The organism is Larkinella humicola, from assembly GCF_008727875.1.
Lineage (GTDB): Bacteria > Bacteroidota > Bacteroidia > Cytophagales > Spirosomataceae > Larkinella > Larkinella humicola.
Window position 1 is genome coordinate 686,028 of the sequence record NZ_VTWS01000003.1, and the last position, 17,475, is coordinate 703,502.

Below are 17,475 nucleotides of genomic sequence, written 5' to 3' on the forward strand. Positions count from 1 at the left end.
CCAAGAGCTACTACCGACGCTGCGCTGTGGAGCCCCTCATGAGGCAACAACGGCTCGGTAATGAATAAATCATGGGCCATTATTGAACCCGATACAACGTATCATCACCAGAAATTGGCATACAAAACCACCAGAATCCCCAGAATCAGCGCCGAACCGGCGATGAACGAGGGCGTTACCTTGAACATTTGCCGGTCGATTTCCAGGCCTTTCTCGTTGTGGTGACTGGCCGGATCGGTCAGCGAAACGATGAACATGATGGCGATGTCGATGCAGAAAACCCACATCGTCCGGTGCAGAAACGGAATGTCAGCCGCCTGAACTCCGAACGTCTCCATCACTTCTGCCCAGAATTTGAGCAGCGTCGACAACGGAATGGTGACGATGGCCACCGTCAAAGCCGCCCGCGTGGTGGCGCGTTTCCAGAAAAAGCCCAGCAGGAAAATGGCGAAAACGCCCGGCGTAATGAAATTGGTGTATTCCTGAATATACTGATACACCTGATCGAACGACCGCAGCATGGGCGCAATGATGATGGCGATGATGAACGCCACCACCACCGCATACCGCCCCACCCGCACCAGTTTCTGCTCCGACGCGTCTTTGTCGAAGAATTTCTTGTAAATATCGAGCGTAAAAATTGTCGAGATGCTGTTGCATTTCCCCGCCAGCGAAGCCACCACGGCGGCCGTCAAAGCGGCAAACGCCAGTCCTTTCATGCCCGTTGGCAGCAGATTCATCAAAACCGGGTAGGCATTGTCGGGCCGAACCGCCCCGTTGCTGGTCATTTCGGTCTGAAATGTGCCATTTTTGAACAGCACATAAGCCGCGATGCCCGGAATCACGACAATGAGCGGAATCATCAGTTTCAGAAAAGCCGCGAAGAGAATGCCGCTCCGAGCGGTTTTCAGGTCGGCTCCCAGCGCCCGTTGCACAATGTACTGATTACAGCCCCAGTACGACAGATTGTTTACCCACATGCCGCCCGTTACCAGCGCCATGCCGGGCAACACGCTGTAGTGCGGATGACCTTCCGGAAAATACATGTGAAAATGCGAATCGGCTTCGGTGCGGAGCGACAGCAACCCATTCCAGACGCCGGAAATACCCAGTTTGTCGGACACCAGTTGCAAGGCCAGATACGTCACCACCAAACCGCCCGTAATCAGCACCACCACCTGGATGACATCCGTATAGCCGATGACTTTCATACCGCCCAACGTGATAAAAATGGCGAAAAGAGCCAGCCCGATGGTGCAGGTCGTGAACGAAATACCGGCCAGCGACTCGATGGCAATGGCGCCCAGGTACAGAATCGACGTCAGGTTAACGAGTACATAAACGACAAGCCAGAAAATAGCCAGAATCGTACTGACCGTGTCGTTATACCGCTGCGCCAGAAACTGCGGCATGGTGTAGATGCGGTTTTTCAGGTAAATCGGAATGAAATAAACCGCCACAACGATTAATACAGCAGCCGCAAACCACTCATACGATGAAATAGCGAGGCCCATGGCAAACCCCGACCCGGCCATGCCGATGAAGTGTTCGGCGGAGATGTTTGATGCAATCAGCGAAGCTCCGATGGCCCACCAGGTTAGCGATCCTTCGGCCAGAAAAAAGTCTTTGGTGTTGGTTTCAGCGGATTTTCGACGGCGGTAGATCCAATAACCGTAGCCGGATACTATGACAAAATACAGCAGGAACACCGCGTAATCGGCGGGTTGAAGGTGGTTCATTCCAGGGTAGTTTTAGGCTTAAAGAACGGCAAAATAGAACTATTTCCATTCCCGTTCAACTACAGCACCATCTTCTTGCTCCCGGATTGCATTTGGAGTTATCCAGAGTCTACCTCGTTGGGGTTGGGTACGGGAGGTCGGCCCACGCTCACCCCAGGCCCCGGATTCTATCCGGGGTTATCCAGAGTCAACCCCGTTGGGGTTGTGGCGTTGGGTGTATTGCTCTTTTACTGGGGGCGTGGTTCCGTGGCTTCCTGGATCTGCGGGATTGTGGGTACGAATTCTACTTCGCACGGATAGCCAAACAGGCAGTTGTCTTTGATGATCTTGGCAACGCCCTCGGGTACCATCGCTTCCCAGCCATCTTCCCCGGCTTTGACCATTTGCAGCACGCGGTCGGTCGAAATGTGCAGGTTTTCTTCGTTGTAATCGGTAATGTCTTCGATTTTGTCGTTGGCAATGAGGTATTGGTACAACGGTTGCAGGTTGGGCGGCAACTGAAAATCCTGACACCGGTAAATCACGCCGTCGGAGAGCAGCGTCGGATAGACAAAAAGTTTCACTTTCCGGCTGAACAGCGTGGCAAATGACTCCAGAATACCCCCCGGCAGGTTTTTGTAATGCTGCTCTTCAAATATGTATTCCAGGTTGGGAATGCCCAGGATCAGGCCCACTTTCAGGCGGGTCAGCCGCGAGAGGTACGAAACCAGCCGGTAATATTCCAGAAAACTCGAAATCATCACCGTTTGCCCAAGCGAGCACAGAATATCGACGCGATCGAGAAAATCTTTCTCGTCGATCCCGTGATCGACGTTGGCCGCCAGGTTGTGAAGCGTTAACTCCGCGACAGTCACCACCCGGTTGGGGTCAATTTCGGGTTCTTCCAGAAACTGCTTCAGGCCGTTGCTGAGCATGTCGACATGAACGTTGGTGACGGGCCGCAACCGCCCGCGCAACAACACAATATGGCGTTTATAGAGTGCTTCCGAGGGTTGCAGCACCCGCCCGTCCGGCCCAAACAGAGCAGCATTGGTAAAACCGTTCCGCACCAGATACAGGCTCATCAGCCGGTTATCGACGTTGGGAAAATCCGGCCCGTCGAAACGGATCATGTCAATTTCAATGCGCTCCGGCGACAGATCGTCCATGAGCGACAACAACAAGGTTTCCGGCGATTTATGGTAATAATAACAACCGTAGATCAGGTTGACGCCAATCACACCCAGCGCCTGCTGCTGCAACACGTTTTCGTTGTCGAGCATCCGGACGTGGATGATCACGTCGTTATAAGGCCCTTTGGGTTCAAGCTGAAACCGCAGGCCAATCCAGCCGTGTGATTCGTTGGTTTTCTGGTAATTTAGCGCAACGACGGTATTCGCAAAAGCAAAAAACGTGGTGGTTTCGCCACGTTGATCGGCCAGCCGCTTCTCCATCAGGCTGTATTCCTTGCTGAGCATTTTGATCAGCCGCGATTCGACCACATAACGCCCGCTTTCTTCCGGGCCATAAATCGCATCGCTGAAGGTCATGTCATACGCCGACATGGTTTTGGCAATGGTTCCCGACGCGCCCCCGGCTTTAAAAAACATGGCTGCGGTTTCCTGCCCGGCTCCAATTTCGGCAAAAGAGCCGTAAATCCGCCGGTCGAGGTTTATTCGCAGCCCTTTTTGTTTGGTTCCAATGGTTTTATCGTACATAGGTTGGCGAGTAGACGAGTTCACCTGCGACGGGCAAGCTAACTTTTGGTTTAAATTTACAAATATCCTGGTGAATACCGCCTATCGCATGTCTACTTCTACAACGTCTTTTGTCCGTCTTTTTGTTTACGGAACCCTGCTGAGTGCGTCAAAACACCCAATGGCGCAGAATTTACGTCAAAAAACCCGGCTTCTCGGGCCGGGTTTTTTCCCCGGTCGGTTATACGATCTTGGCATGTATCCCGGAGCGGTTTATGACCCGGTTGCTCAATCGAATGTGTTTGGGGAAGTCTATTCGTTCACAGAATCAGGGTGGAAACGGGAGCGGAAAACGCTCGATGACTACGAAGGAGATGAGTATGTCCGGTCGGTTGTGCCGGTCCAAACCGCCGATGGTTTGGTCGATTGCTGGACGTATCTTTTCAAACCGCCAACAGATTCGTTACCGCGTATTGAGTCGGGGCGGTATTTTGGGTAAAAAGGAAATCAAAAATAATAAATGATGAATTTTAAATGTAAAAGTGTGCGAAGAGCGCGTCTTTACTTTTACATTTAAAATTCATCATTTTACATTTATGATTCACTGTATTTGACGTCCAGACCCATCACAAAGTCAACGGACTCCGGTCGTCGAACATATTGCTGCCGCCTGCCCGGCGTTCAACCGAGGAACCGATGGCGGGTAATTGCGGACCCTGATCGGCGGAGATGCGGGCACCACTGCCGGTAATCTGCGACAGAGCCGTACTGAGATAAATCTCTTCGATATCGCCCAGTTGCTTCACCCCGAGCGGTTCGCTTTTGGCAATTGTGGGTGTAAAACCGGTCGAATAATCAGACTGGTTCTGGGCGTTAAACGACTTGAAAACAATGGGTTGCATACCCCACTTGATTTTGCCGGTTTCATCCGAAATCGTGATGGAGCCAACGTTTTTGCCGTAGGTGGTTTCACCGATGGTGATGACCGGCATAAAAGGCTTCAAACCATTGATAATCAATTCACTGGCCGAAGCGGTTCCGCCCGTGGTCAGGACGAACACCCGCGACAGATTGCCGCCAATGTTTTGGGCTTTGGTCTGAAAGCGGGTCGTTAACTGAGCGGTTTGATTTTGGCTCTGGAGTTCCGCCATCACGTCCTTGTTGTATTCCGTGCGGTAAAACGTCTTCGTGTTATCGACTCCCTTGGCTATCATACTCGCCAGTTTGACCGACGACGACACGTAACCGCCCGGATTGTAGCGCAAATCGAGCACTAATTCATTGACACCCCGCGCCTTGAATTTGCTAAAAATCTGCTCCAGTTTCTGATCGTAGGTGGGCGTTGTGCTGCCATTCGGGCCGGGGATAAACTGATTATAGACGAGGTAGCCAATCGTTTTTCCACCAATTGCATAAATCGAATCCAGAAAAACCGGGTTTTGCTGAAAGACTTCCGCCGTAACCGTTTTCACGACTTCGGTATCCACGATTTTGCCACTTTCCAGTTTGGCCAAACCGTAGTTGAAAGTCGTGGGGTCATTGGCCAGAGAAGCATAATTGCTGGTGGTCAGCTTCTGCCCGTTGATGGTGGTAATAATATCGCCCCGTTTCAGACCGGCCTTATAGGCGGGGGAACCGGGCAAAACGTACAGAACCTTGATGATCACATCCGTCGAACCCGTCGTCCGCAGAAAATACTTGACCTCCAGACCGGTTGTTTTTTCTTCTCCGCTCAACGACGACTTCAGTTCATCGGCGCTTTCCTGAATCCACGAAAACCGGTCGCGCTCCGGGTTGGCTTTGTTGTTGTAATCGTAAAGCAGCGAGTAAAAAAACGGGCTGGGTGCCAGCGTCGTATCCGGACTAGCCGGAATTTTGTCATTCCAGTAATACACCGTCCGCATATTTTCCAGAATCCAGTTGTTCACCGATTGGTCGGCCTTTGCAGGTGTGCCACTCACCGGCGACTGCGGGGTAACGGACGGGTCTTTCGTACAAGCAGTCATCCAAAAACCAAGCCCTCCCACTACCATCCAAACAGACTGCCGTACGTTCACAGAAATTTTCATTAGGTGCGTTTTGTTGATGCGAATTGAAAGAAGTGTGTAAATCTAACGCGTGATTCGTTACTATATTTTAACGCTCCGACCATCCATTTGTTCTACTAAACCTCGTGGTTAATTGTATTTTAATCAGAATTTACAGCCGTTTGCGGTTTTCCTTGTAACGCTTACAGCCCATAAAAACGCCCACCGGGGATTCGCGCTGACGAATCCCCGGTGGGCGGAATCAGTTTGGTGGGTATTATTTGTCTTTTTTAGCCGAATCTTTGCCCCAGCTCACCTTAAATTTGCCTTCGGTGATTGAGATTTCACCGCTGCCTTCAGTGCGTTTGGTGTTGTCGTGGTCGTGCGGCCCCGATTTCGTCAGCATCCCGCCACCGGCTGCCGTGATGGCTTTGTCTTCCAGATTCTGCCGGATTCCAAAACCAGAAATGGTAGCCAGGGCGCGTTTTTTATACGTTACTTCTTTTAACGTGGCTTCAAACGTCCCTTCAATGCTGTTATCTGTCACACTGGTAATCGTCACCGTCCCTTTCCACGACTCCCCATCACGGAACGCGTGGCCCAGTCCTTTCGATTCCTCCGTGTAATCGACCAGCGCCCAAATCACGTTGCCGTTCGATTCCTTGTATTTCTTTTCCATCTCCCGGTCATTTTCCGCAATAACCGGATAGGTGCCCGGTTTCAGTTGGTCGACATACACAAAACGAATCCAGGTCTGCACATCCGGGCTCACATTCATCCCGGCAATGGCGAGGTATTTGACACCGGTAAAGGGCAGATTGAGCCGCTGGGCTTTGGCTTGCCACTCTTTCCCGTTAATTTTGGCAGAAACCACATTCTCCGGCGCTTGTGCATACGTCAGTACGCTCCAGCCGAAGGCTACGATAAGGGCGAAAATCTTTTTCATAAGGTATTCTGTTCGTTGTTGTTAGCAGTATTTCGGAACAAACATACGTGAATCGGCACCAATCCGGTTACCATTCACGAAAAGCCGTTTACAAAAATAAACTACCTTGCCGGTTCTGGTTTTCAAAACCGGTCTGTATTGCTATTTAATCCTGTTAAAACCGCTCTTTTCCCGTATGAAACTGCTTTTGTTCTTACTGCTCCCCTCCCTTGTTTTTGCGCAATGGCAACCCCAAACCAGTGGCACCGACGCCAACTTCCGGGCCGTCAGCGCGGTGAGCCGGAAGGTGGTTTGGGTGGGCGGCAGCAAAGGCACCTTCGTCCGCACGGCCGACGGCGGAAAAACCTGGAAAACCGGAACCGTGCCGGGGGCCGAAAGCTGCGACTTTCGCGATGTCCAGGCTTTCAGTGCCAAAGAAGCCATTCTAATGGCTGCCGGCCCCGCCGAAAAAGGCCAGGCGCGATTGTATCGCACCAACGACGGCGGCAAAAAATGGCAGCTCATTTACCAGACCAAACAGCCCGGCGTTTTTTTCGACTCGATGGACTTCTGGAACCGCTGGGAAGGCATGGTTTTCAGCGATCCGGTTAATGGAACCTGGTATGTGATGACAACGACGAACGGCGGAAAAAACTGGAAACGGGTTCCGGCGGACAATTTGCCCCTCCTTCCCACAGGTGAAGCCGCCTTTGCCGCCAGCGGAACCAGCCTGATCACGCGGGGGTATAAATGGCGCATGAATAGTTACCAGCGGGCCTGGATTGCATCAGGGGGCGTCGGCAACGGGCGATTGTATACGGCGGCAACGCCCGAATCGACCTGGCAAATGATCGAAACGCCCATTCCGGCGGGTCCAACGGCCGGCATCTTTGGGCTTTGGTTCGATGCGCAGGGCCAGAATGGCATGGCCGTTGGGGGCGATTATAAAAATGAAAAAGGCGTCTGGCAGAATGTGGCCGTAACCACCGATGGCAGTAAAACCTGGCAAGCCGGCACCCCCACCGACCCACCGGGGTTGAAAGAAGCCGTCGGGCGATTGTCGGGCAAGCGGCTCATTGCAGTGGGGCCGTCGGGAACGGGTTACACCGACGATTTCGGCAAAACCTGGACCAAAATTGACGATTCGGCTTTTCATTCCATCGACTGTTCGGGCGGTCAATGCTGGGCGGTGGGTGCCAAAGGAGCGATTGCGGTGATCAGGGAGGTGAAGTAGCGGTTTTGTGCGCTCTTTGTCGTCCGGTTTTATCCCAATTTTATCTTCATTTCTTCAATAGTATGCTTGCATAATACCTCGTCTATATTGTAGCTTTACAGTTGATGGCCCCTAACGAGCAACGAGAACTGAAGATGAAGAAAGAGAAAACCGTCGATTATCACATTAAAACGGGTTGGCACGCCATTTCGCGCATGTACAATGCCTACGCAATCCGCTACGATATGACGATGGCAATCGGCTATGTGTTGCTAAATATCGACACCGAACAAGGCACACCCGCTACCAAAATCGGGCCGTTGCTGGGCATGGAGCCCCGCAGTCTCGTCCGGATGCTGAAAAGCCTGGAAGAACGCGGCTGGATTCGGCGCGTCATCGACGAAAACGATAAACGGTTTGTCCGTATCCTGCTGACGGATGCCGGGAAAGAGAAACGCGAAGTAGCCCGTGAAGGCGTTATCCAGTTCAATAACCTGATCCGGGACAATATTCCGCTGGAAAAACTGGTGGTTTTCTTCGACGTGATGAAGGACATCAACCGGTTGGTGGAGGATGAAAATGCCAAAATGAAAGCGAGCGGAATTACCGAATTCGTAATGAAGTGAAGGAGAGTAAAGAAATGAGACCAGAGAGGTAAGACAATTCGTCGGACGACCCAGTCTTTCTTCTCTGGTCTCATCGCTCTACTCTTCCATAAAGATCCAGACCCTATTTCAATACCATGGAAGCAACCCTTGCAAAACCACAATCAGAAGGTCGAACTCCAACGGCCAAAAACCGCAGCATCCGCCGGGTAGCCGTCCTGGGCTCCGGCATTATGGGCTCGCGCATTGCCGCTCATTTTGCCAACATCGGCGTCGATGTGCTGCTGCTCGACATAGCCCCCAACACCCTCACACCCGCCGAGGAAGCCAAAGGACTGACGCTTGAAAAACCCGCCGTCCGCAACCGGATTGTGAACGACGCGTTTCAGAATCTGCTGAAAGCCAGCCCGGCTGCGCTCTACAGTTCGAAATTTGCTCAACGGATTACGCTGGGGAATTTTGACGATAATCTGCCCGAAATCGGCAAATACGACTGGATTATCGAGGTGGTGGTCGAACGGCTGGACATTAAAAAATCGTTGTACGAGCGCGTCGAGCAATACCGTAAACCGGGCACGCTGATCACGTCGAATACCTCCGGGATTCCGATGCACCTGCTGACCGAAGGCCGGAGTGAGGATTTTCGGCGGCATTTCTGTGGAACCCACTTCTTCAATCCGCCCCGGTATCTGCGCCTGCTCGAAATCATTCCCGGCCCCGAAACTGACCCGGCGATCATCGATTTTCTGATGAAATACGGCGATTTGTATCTGGGAAAAACCACGGTTTTGTGCAAAGACACGCCCGCGTTCATTGCCAACCGTTTGGGCATCTACGCCATGATCCAGACCATTCGCGTGGCTGAAGAAATGGGGCTGACCGTGGAGGAAGTCGATAAACTGACCGGCCCGGTGGTGGGTCGCCCGAAATCGGGAACATTCCGGCTCTCGGATGTCGTCGGTTTGGACACGACGGCGAATGTGGCCAACAACCTGCTGAACGTGCTGACCAACGACGAGTCGAAAGACACCTTCCAGTTGCCGCCCGTCATGCAGAAACTGATGGAAAACAAGTGGCTGGGCGATAAAACCGGGCAGGGCTTTTACAAGAAAATCAAGGACGAAAAAGGACAGTCTGTTATTCTGGCGCTCGACCCGAAAACGTTCGAGTACAAACCGTCGCAGAAGGTCAAATTCGCGACGCTGGAAGGCACCAAAAGCATCGACAACCTCAAAAAGCGGTTTTCGGTTCTGCTGGCTGGTCAGGACAAAGCCGGGGAATTTTACCGCAAAACCTTCGCCGACCAGTTCCGGTATGCCAGTCTCCGCATTCCTGAAATCGCCGACGAACTCTACCGCATCGATGCCGCCATTACCGCCGGTTTTGGCTGGCAACTGGGTCTGTTCGAAACCTGGGATGCCATCGGCATTCGCAAGGGAATCGAACTGATCGAGTCGCAGGGGTCAAAACCGGCGCAGTGGGTCTACGATCTGCTCGATGCCGGTTTTGACAGTTTCTACAAAGTGGAAGCCGGTATTCGTAAATACTACGACATTCCGACGAAAAGTTACAAGGCCATTCCGGGAACCGAGCAGTTTATTTTGCTGGAAAGTTTGTCGAACAATGTGGTTTGGAAAAATGCCGGTTCGGTCATCTACGACCTGGGCGACGGGATTCTGAACCTGGAATTCCGCAGCAAAATGAACACGATGGGTGCCGAGGTAATCGAAGGCATCCACAAAGCCATCAGCCTGGCGGAAAAGGATTTTCGCGGCCTGGTGATCGGCAATGACTCGTCGGAAGCCTATTCGGCGGGAGCCAATCTGGCGACGCTGTTCATGTTTGCCATCGAGCAGGAATTTGACGAGATCAATCTGATGATTGCGCAGTTCCAGCAGACGATGATGCGGGCGCGGTATTCGTCCATTCCGGTCGTGGGCGCTCCGCATTCCCTAGCCCTCGGCGGGGGCTGCGAACTGAACCTGCACGTTGACCGCGTGGTGGCCCATTCCGAACTGTACATGGGTCTGGTGGAAGTGGGCGTCGGCCTGATTCCGGCGGGGGGTGGCACAAAAGAAATGGCCGCCCGCGCCAGCGATCTCTACCAAACCGGCGACCCCGAACTGAACATTCTGCAAAGTATGTTCATGAACATTGCCACTGCCAAAGTCTCGACTTCGGCGCAGGAAGCCCGCGAAATGAATTACCTGTTGCCCTCAGCGCAAATCGTGCTGAACCGCAGCCGCCTGATTGCCGAAGCCAAGCAGGTCGCCATCGAACTGGCTGAAAACGGCTACACGCAACCCAAACCGCGCAAAGACATCAAGGTGCAGGGAAAAACCGGGATTGCGCTCTTCAAAGCCGGGATTACCGCCATGCGCATGGGCCGCTTCATTTCCGACCACGACCAGAAAATTGCCGAAAAGCTGGCGTATGTTATTTGCGGTGGAGATTTGAGTTCTCCGCAAAACGTTAGTGAGCAGTATTTGATCGATCTGGAAAGGGAAGCTTTTCTTTCGTTAACCGGCGAGAAAAAGACGCTGGAACGGATTCAGGGGTTATTGAATGGGGGGAAACCGCCTAGGAATTGATTTTTTAGATGCGAGATGTGAGACAAGAGAATAAAGACCTTTCATTATAATCTCACATTTAGAAGATGGAAACACACAATTTCAGAAATTTAAAAGTATGGCAGTTATCGGTAGATTTTGTGACAGCTATTTACCAATTGACTACCCTGTTTCCAAATGACGAGAAATTCGGTTTGTCTTCACAAATTAAACGCTCGGTAGTTTCCATTCCTTCCAATATCGCGGAAGGATCTGGACGGGGTAGTAATAAGGAATTCGCCCGTTTCTTATCTATATCGCTGGCTTCATCCTACGAATTAGAAACACAACTAATCGTTGCAGATCGTCTAAATTTCCTGGCAGAAACTATTGTTCAAGAAATAATCCGGAAACTACATGAGATACAGAAAATGATATTCTCACTCCACAAAAAGTTTGAAAGTCAAATTTCTTCCTAAACTTAAGAGTTTCTCTTGTCTCATGTCTAACCTCTTTAATCTCAATAAAAAATGGACGCATACATCGTAGCTGGCTATAGAACCGCCGTCGGGAAAGCTCCCCGGGGCGGATTGCGGCTCACCCGCCCCGACGACCTGGCGGCTGAAGTCATCAAACACCTGCTGGCGCAGGTTCCGAATTTTGACCCCGCGCGCGTCGAAGACCTCATCGTCGGCAATGCCGTGCCGGAAGCCGAGCAGGGCATGCAGATTGCCCGGTATATTGCCCTGCTGTCGCTGCCCAACAGCGTGCCGGGCATGACCATCAACCGGTATTGTGGATCAGGACTCGAAGCCATCGCCATCGCATCCGCCAAAATCCACGCCGGACTGGCCGACTGCATCATTGCGGGTGGTACCGAGTCAATGTCGCTGGTGCCGGTGATGGGCTGGAAAACCGCCCTGAACTTCGAAATCGCGCAGAAACACCCGGATTATTACATTGGCATGGGACTAACCGCCGAGCAGGTGGCCGAGCAGTTTAAAATTGGCCGCGAAGAACAGGATCAGTTTGCCTACGAATCACACCAGAAAGCCCTGGCGGCCCAGGCAGCCGGAAAATTCGACGGTGAAATTGTGCCAATTGCGGTGAAAGAGACGTATTTCGATGCCGATTCGGGCAAAAAGAAAACCCGCGAGTGGACCGTTGGCAAAGACGAAGGACCCCGCGCCGACACCAGTTTTGAAGCCCTGAACAAGCTGAAACCGGTTTTTGCGGCTGGCGGCTCGGTCACGGCAGGAAATTCATCGCAAACATCCGACGGTGCCGCGTTTGTCATCGTGATGTCCGAAAAGCTGGTCAACGAACTGGGGTTGAAACCCAAAGCCCGGATGGTGTCTTATGCAGCCGCTGGCGTAGAACCGCGCATTATGGGCATCGGGCCGGTGAACGCCATTCCGTTAGCCCTGAAAAAAGCCGGGTTAAAACAGGATGATATCGATCAAATTGAACTGAACGAAGCCTTTGCGGCCCAATCGCTGGCGGTTATTCAGGAACTTGGGCTGGATCGCAGCAAGATCAATCCGAACGGCGGGGCCATTGCCCTCGGTCACGCGCTTGGTTCGACCGGCGCGCGCTTGTCGGTGCAACTCCTGAATGAAATGGAACGGCAGAACCAGAAGTACGGCATGGTTTCGGCCTGTGTCGGTGGCGGGCAGGGCGTCGCCGGGATTTTTGAGCGGCTTTGACAACCGCCCGATACCCCTAAATCCCCTAAAGGGGACTTGGACACAGCTTACTCCAAATGCAGAAAGTCCCCTTTAGGGGATTTAGGGACATCATCAAATACAGGGGCTTCGGCCCCTTTTATTTTTTCCGGATCACCAACCGTGCCCCCACAACCGCCGTCAAATCCGGCAAATGATTCCATTGGCGAACCTGCTCCGGTTTTACGTTGTAGCGCAACCCAATCCGGTACATATTTTCGCCGGGTTTCACCACATGAATGAGTTCATCCGTTGAAAGGGTTGGTACTATGGCCGGTGCTGCCGGTTTTGCCACGGGCGGACGGGCCATTGCGGGTTTGGTGGGTTTCGCGGCCAGCGGAACTAAACCGGTTTTCGTGGGCGACTTCGATTGATCGATCAACAATGCCTGACCGGGCCGGAGCGGTTTTTGGGCCGACAAATTATTCCAGAGATACAATTGGGAAACCGTCACGTTGTATTTCCGGGCTACCGTTGCATAGGTATCACTTTTTTCCGCCACGTGCATAATCAGCGGACCACTCACCTCTTCCGGCTCTTCTTCGGCTTCCTTCACCGGAACCGCTTTCTCTGTTACGCGAACGGGCTGAATGGTTTTGGCGGCACTCGAACGGAACTGCGGGGCTTCCGGTTCGTTCAATGCCGCAATCATACTGTCCAGCGTCGACAGGGTGCTTCGGCTCGGAACGGTGGTCAGGGGCTTTTCGGCAACCGCCAGCCGCTCGGGCTGCTCAGTCGGCTCCGGTTTCAAAACGACGGGTTTCTGATCGGCGGAGTCCGGTTTGGTAACGGCCAGGACGGGTTCGGTTTTAGGTGTCAAAGGCGGTTCGGCGGGTGTCCGGTAATATTCCACCGGCAGGTTGGAGGGGCGCTTTTTCTGCAACCATAAAATCCGGTTCACCGCGGGTTGCTGCTCGGGATTGACCCCATTGTACGCAATCAGTTTGTGAAGTTTAATCCCGTATTGCTGGGCAATGGCCCACAGCGACTGCCCGCGTCTGACAATGTGAAACGGCACGTTGGCCCGTTTCTTTTTTTTCCGCAGGTAATAAATTTCGCCGGCCACAATCGGGCGGTCGCTCCGCAGGTCGTTATACCGCTGAAACTTTTCCACCTTTATTTTGCCCTCATAAGCCAGCGTAATCCGGTTGTCGAATAACTGCGCCTGAATCCCTTTTTTTCCGTTGATCTGGTAGAATGTCCCACCCCGTTTACCGGGTTCCGCCGTACTTTTTTGCAAAACCGGGAAACCGGCATCCTGAAGAGCGGCCTGCGTGTCGCCTGACAAACCGGTTTGCTGCTTCAACCCGGCATACTGTTCCGGCGTTGTCGGGACATAAACTGTATAATCCTCATTGTCCGGTATGCGGGAGGCTTTTAGCCACGTGTTGTATGGACTGACCAGGGCTTCACTAACCCGACACGTTTCCGCAATTTGCGAAAGGCTTTTCCCCCGGGTCTCTTCATACGGAAACAAAACCGTTTGTTTTTGCGGATGATAAACCGACAAGGCGCGCTCCAGAACCATTTTAGACGCCAGCAACCGGATCAGAAACACATCCTGCGGATCATTGAGGGCGTAAGTTTTCCCATCTACGGGGTCTTGGGCCAAAAGCTGGGTCGAGTCTCCGCGCAACAGTTGATCGTACCGGTGGATGACCGACACCCAGTTCGGCTTTCGGTTATACAGTTGTTTTAACCGGGTCAAAACGGCCCGCGTCGATCGGACGGGATGCCGCCGTTCATCCACAAAAACATCAGTTCGCAGATCGTGCAGGGTCGTCTTATCCAAAGCCCAAAAACCGGAGGATGCTTCATCAGAAGCCGATACCGAATGATGAAGGGCCAGAAATAAAAAATCGTCGGATAGGGAATGTTGAGCCAGAAGAGGCCGGATAATCGGAAAGTAGGCATTCATTCGTTCCAATCGGGCCGTCACCAATGCCCGATTGACATACAATAATTCTGCTTCCTGTTGAACGGAATGCTGCGTGGCCGGGGTCAACAGAATCGTTACCCCGGCAAATTCCAGTCGGTTATCAATCCGGGGAACACCCTGAGCATGAACGGCTCCACCCTGAAGCAGAAGACCTAAACTCAATCCAAACAGTCGCCTGATGAACGACGGATTCAGGCCGCGCCGGAATACCGCTGGTCTGAATGTATTTTCCTGGATCATACCTACGCAATAGTCGTACCCAATAATAGACGAAATATACAGTTAAATCATACATGTACAAGCAAAATGGCATTAATTTTATACTCTATAGCTACCAAGTGATCCATTCCATTAACAAACCGAAGGACTACTACCGGCAAAAACCGTCGTCAAATTAAACCCGTATGCTTGCATACTATTTCTACTTTTTTTACTTTTGCATGGGAACAGTATGCCTGCATACCAACCTGTAAACCCCTATTCGACCTACACATCATGATTGCAACAGACCATAAAGCATCGCTGAAAGGCGGAGAGTTTCTGATCAAGGAAACCGATGCTTCGCAGGTGTTCATTCCGGAGGAATTTTCGGAAGAGCAACAAATGATTGCCGCGACTTGCCGCGAGTTTCTGGAGCGCGAAATCTGGACTCGTCTGGACGAAATCGACCAGGCCAAATCGCCGGACCTGATTGCTTCATTGATGGACAAAGCCGGTGAACTGGGTCTGCTCGGTACGTCGGTTCCGGAAGAATACGGCGGTTTTGGCATGAATTTCAACACGTCGATGCTGGTAACGGAAGTAACCGGTGCCGGGCATTCGTTCTCCGTGGCGCTGTCGGCCCACACCGGTATCGGAACCCTGCCGATTGTGTATTATGGCAACGACGACCAGAAATCGAAATACCTGCCCAAACTGGCAACCGGCGAATGGAAAGCTGCCTACTGCCTGACTGAGCCAGATTCGGGTTCGGACGCCAACTCCGGCAAAACGAAAGCTAAATTGACCGAAGATGGTAAGCACTACATCATCGACGGTCAGAAAATGTGGATCACGAACGGCGGCTTTGCCGATCTGTTCATTGTTTTTGCCAAAATTGATGAGGACAAGAACCTGAGTGCCTTCATCATCGAAAAGGATTTTGGTGGCATTACGATGAACGAACCGGAGCACAAAATGGGGATCAAAGGCTCCGACACCCGCCAGATTTTCTTTAATGATTGCAAGGTACCGGTCGAAAATCTGCTGTCGACGCGGGGCAACGGTTTCAAAATTGCCGTCAATATTCTCAACATTGGCCGGATTAAACTGGGCGTGGCCGCAGTCGGAGGTTCAAAAGAAGTGATCAATAACGCCATTCGGTATGCCAACGAACGCAAGCAGTTCAACACGCTGATTTCGAGCTTTGGCGCAATCAAGCACAAGCTGGCCGAAATGGCGGTGAAAGTATATGCCTGTGAAACCGCCTGTTACCGCGCCGGACAGAACATCGACGACCTGATCGAAAACTTGAAAGCCAACGGCCTGGGTGACTCTGAAGCCAAACTGAAAGCCCTGGAGCAGTTCGCCATCGAATGTGCCATGATGAAAGTTCACGGTTCCGAAGCACTGGATTACGTGGTCGATGAAGGCGTTCAGGTCTATGGAGGCATGGGGTATTCGGCCGACGCGCCGATGGACCGTGCTTACCGCGACGCCCGCATCAACCGGATTTTTGAAGGTACGAACGAAATCAACCGGATGCTGACCGTCGACATGATTCTGAAGCGAACCATGAAAGGCGAACTCGATCTGATGGGTCCGGCGATGGCGGTTTCCAAAGAAATCATGTCGATCCCGGATTTCAGTGCCGACGAAGAAGACGTGCTGTTTGCCGCCGAGAAAAAAGTGCTGCGGAACCTGAAAAAAGCCATCCTGATGGTGGCCGGGGCGGCTGTTCAGAAACTGATGATGAAACTGTCGGATGAGCAGGAAATCCTGATGAATCTCGCCGATATGGTCATTGAACTGTACGTGGCCGAGTCGGTTTTGCTGCGGGTTGAAAAGCTGACGGGCCTCAAGGGCGAATCCTCGGTCGCGTTGCAGAAAGACCTTGCACTGGTCTACTTGCACGAAGCCGTCGAGAAAATCAACAACGCCGGTCGGGCCGCCATCTCGTCGTTTGCCGAGGGCGACGAACTCCGCGTGATGCTGATGGGCCTGAAACGCTTTACCAAAATTGAACCGCTGAACCTGAAAGACACCCGCCGTCGCATTGCCGATGCGATGATTGCGGAGAATAAATATATTTTCTAAGAAACTCAGGTCTACCGGTTTACGTAAACCGCCAGACCGACCGATTAACTTCACAACTAAAAACCAAAACTGTATAAGCCGACTGCGGGTTCGCGGTCGGCTTTATTGTTTGTTACCTTTCAACAAACGCAGCGAAAATCAGACCTTTAGCTCGCCTTCTACGCCGTCGTCCATCGTTTTGCCGGTCACCAGCGAAGCCGCCATCTTGATGAACGACACCGCGCGGTTGTTCTTCGTATCCCAGTAGCGGCAACTTTCGGGCTGCACACGAATCACCGTCAGATCCGGATCGTCTTTGCCGCCCTGAAACCAGATCTTTGCGAAGGGCGTCCAGTATTCTTCAATTTTTTGCCGGTCTTGCGAAACGGTAGCCGTGCCATACAAACTGAGGTATTCGGAGGGGCCTTCCTTGCAGAAGAAAAGCTGCACCGCCGGGTCGGTGGCCAGTTCCTTGTTTTTATTTGAGGAAGCCGCGCTGAGGAAATAGAGTGCGCCATCGTCGTCTACGCCCTGCAACGCCATCGGGCGGCTGGGGGCCGGGCGGCTGTCGGTGAAGGTCGTAAACATACACATGCCTTCGGCGAGGTCTTTTAATTTTTCGAGGGCTTCTGCTCCGGCGAGATTCTGGATATGGCCGTCTTCGTCGTGTCGGGGATCTTGCATGACTCCGTTGAGATAAGGGTGAGTCGGCAGAACGGCTTGTGCGTGCTTTATGTTTTTGCGAACTGGCGAGACCGATTGTGTGGCCCCTCATTCCGTAGAACCGATCCGGGTTTCCCTTCC

13 protein-coding genes are annotated in these 17,475 nt (G+C 52.4%); 7 read left to right on the forward strand and 6 right to left on the reverse strand.

Features of this window, described 5'->3' with window-relative positions; translation table 11 throughout:
- Positions 1-104: 104 nt before the first annotated feature.
- The gene (locus F0P93_RS14980; protein WP_150877207.1) at positions 105-1,739 is read right to left on the reverse strand and encodes a sodium/sugar symporter; all 1,635 of its coding nucleotides are present in this window, start codon (positions 1,737-1,739) and stop codon (positions 105-107) included.
- 227 nt (positions 1,740-1,966) lie between these two features.
- Positions 1,967-3,436 (reverse strand): TonB-dependent receptor, encoded by a 1,470-nt coding sequence (locus F0P93_RS14985; RefSeq protein WP_150877209.1) that lies wholly within the window; start codon positions 3,434-3,436, stop codon positions 1,967-1,969.
- An 88-nt stretch (positions 3,437-3,524) separates the two neighbouring features.
- Here F0P93_RS14985 and F0P93_RS14990 point away from each other — a divergent pair, with 88 nt between their 5' ends.
- On the forward strand, positions 3,525-3,914 hold the full coding sequence (locus F0P93_RS14990) for a gamma-glutamylcyclotransferase family protein (protein ID WP_191908823.1): 390 nt from the start codon (positions 3,525-3,527) through the stop codon (positions 3,912-3,914).
- Positions 3,915-4,041: 127 nt separating this feature from the next.
- Here the strand turns inward: F0P93_RS14990 and F0P93_RS14995 are convergent, their stop codons facing one another.
- Both F0P93_RS14995 and F0P93_RS15000 read right to left on the reverse strand, forming a co-directional pair.
- Complete coding sequence (locus F0P93_RS14995; protein ID WP_225309493.1) at positions 4,042-5,421, reverse strand: S41 family peptidase; 1,380 nt, start codon at positions 5,419-5,421, stop codon at positions 4,042-4,044.
- Positions 5,422-5,719: 298 nt separating this feature from the next.
- Entirely contained in the window at positions 5,720-6,388 is a 669-nt protein-coding gene (locus F0P93_RS15000) for a hypothetical protein (RefSeq protein WP_150877215.1), read from the reverse strand.
- A gap of 175 nt (positions 6,389-6,563) precedes the next feature.
- Here F0P93_RS15000 and F0P93_RS15005 point away from each other — a divergent pair, with 175 nt between their 5' ends.
- The 5 genes from F0P93_RS15005 (at position 6,564) to F0P93_RS15025 (ending at position 12,440) form a co-directional block, all read left to right on the forward strand.
- Complete coding sequence (locus F0P93_RS15005) at positions 6,564-7,601, forward strand: beta propeller repeat protein (RefSeq protein ID WP_150877217.1); 1,038 nt, start codon at positions 6,564-6,566, stop codon at positions 7,599-7,601.
- Between the two features lie 134 nt (positions 7,602-7,735).
- Positions 7,736-8,206 carry a MarR family winged helix-turn-helix transcriptional regulator gene (locus F0P93_RS15010; RefSeq protein WP_150877219.1) on the forward strand — a complete coding sequence of 157 codons (471 nt, stop codon included), beginning with the start codon at positions 7,736-7,738 and terminating at the stop codon, positions 8,204-8,206.
- A gap of 116 nt (positions 8,207-8,322) precedes the next feature.
- Positions 8,323-10,776 carry a 3-hydroxyacyl-CoA dehydrogenase/enoyl-CoA hydratase family protein gene (locus tag F0P93_RS15015; protein ID WP_150877221.1) on the forward strand — a complete coding sequence of 818 codons (2,454 nt, stop codon included), beginning with the start codon at positions 8,323-8,325 and terminating at the stop codon, positions 10,774-10,776.
- Positions 10,777-10,841: 65 nt separating this feature from the next.
- The gene (locus F0P93_RS15020) at positions 10,842-11,213 is read left to right on the forward strand and encodes a four helix bundle protein (RefSeq protein ID WP_150877222.1); all 372 of its coding nucleotides are present in this window, start codon (positions 10,842-10,844) and stop codon (positions 11,211-11,213) included.
- A 51-nt stretch (positions 11,214-11,264) separates the two neighbouring features.
- Entirely contained in the window at positions 11,265-12,440 is a 1,176-nt protein-coding gene (locus F0P93_RS15025; RefSeq protein ID WP_150877224.1) for an acetyl-CoA C-acyltransferase, read from the forward strand.
- Between the two features lie 118 nt (positions 12,441-12,558).
- Here the strand turns inward: F0P93_RS15025 and F0P93_RS15030 are convergent, their stop codons facing one another.
- The gene (locus F0P93_RS15030; RefSeq protein WP_150877226.1) at positions 12,559-14,637 is read right to left on the reverse strand and encodes a LysM peptidoglycan-binding domain-containing protein; all 2,079 of its coding nucleotides are present in this window, start codon (positions 14,635-14,637) and stop codon (positions 12,559-12,561) included.
- Positions 14,638-14,892: 255 nt separating this feature from the next.
- Here F0P93_RS15030 and F0P93_RS15035 point away from each other — a divergent pair, with 255 nt between their 5' ends.
- Positions 14,893-16,692 carry an acyl-CoA dehydrogenase FadE gene (locus F0P93_RS15035; protein ID WP_150877228.1) on the forward strand — a complete coding sequence of 600 codons (1,800 nt, stop codon included), beginning with the start codon at positions 14,893-14,895 and terminating at the stop codon, positions 16,690-16,692.
- 138 nt (positions 16,693-16,830) lie between these two features.
- Here the strand turns inward: F0P93_RS15035 and F0P93_RS15040 are convergent, their stop codons facing one another.
- Positions 16,831-17,355: a pyridoxamine 5'-phosphate oxidase family protein gene (locus F0P93_RS15040; RefSeq protein WP_150877230.1), complete on the reverse strand. Its 525-nt coding sequence runs from the start codon at positions 17,353-17,355 to the stop codon at positions 16,831-16,833.
- Positions 17,356-17,475: the final 120 nt, after the last annotated feature.

Bases quoted from the DNA above. Each gene is read 5' to 3' on its own strand.
- F0P93_RS15000 (WP_150877215.1), bottom strand. From the start codon at position 6,388: ATGAAAAAGATTTTCGCCCTTATCGTAGCCTTCGGCTGGAGCGTACTG.
- F0P93_RS15020 (WP_150877222.1), top strand. From the start codon at position 10,842: ATGGAAACACACAATTTCAGAAATTTAAAAGTATGGCAGTTATCGGTA.
- F0P93_RS15025 (WP_150877224.1), top strand. From the start codon at position 11,265: ATGGACGCATACATCGTAGCTGGCTATAGAACCGCCGTCGGGAAAGCT.
- F0P93_RS14995 (WP_225309493.1), bottom strand. From the start codon at position 5,421: ATGACTGCTTGTACGAAAGACCCGTCCGTTACCCCGCAGTCGCCGGTG.
- F0P93_RS15010 (WP_150877219.1), top strand. From the start codon at position 7,736: ATGAAGAAAGAGAAAACCGTCGATTATCACATTAAAACGGGTTGGCAC.
- F0P93_RS14990 (WP_191908823.1), top strand. From the start codon at position 3,525: ATGTCTACTTCTACAACGTCTTTTGTCCGTCTTTTTGTTTACGGAACC.
- F0P93_RS15030 (WP_150877226.1), bottom strand. From the start codon at position 14,637: ATGATCCAGGAAAATACATTCAGACCAGCGGTATTCCGGCGCGGCCTG.
- F0P93_RS14985 (WP_150877209.1), bottom strand. From the start codon at position 3,436: ATGTACGATAAAACCATTGGAACCAAACAAAAAGGGCTGCGAATAAAC.
- F0P93_RS15040 (WP_150877230.1), bottom strand. From the start codon at position 17,355: ATGCAAGATCCCCGACACGACGAAGACGGCCATATCCAGAATCTCGCC.
- F0P93_RS15005 (WP_150877217.1), top strand. From the start codon at position 6,564: ATGAAACTGCTTTTGTTCTTACTGCTCCCCTCCCTTGTTTTTGCGCAA.
- F0P93_RS15035 (WP_150877228.1), top strand. From the start codon at position 14,893: ATGATTGCAACAGACCATAAAGCATCGCTGAAAGGCGGAGAGTTTCTG.
- F0P93_RS14980 (WP_150877207.1), bottom strand. From the start codon at position 1,739: ATGAACCACCTTCAACCCGCCGATTACGCGGTGTTCCTGCTGTATTTT.
- F0P93_RS15015 (WP_150877221.1), top strand. From the start codon at position 8,323: ATGGAAGCAACCCTTGCAAAACCACAATCAGAAGGTCGAACTCCAACG.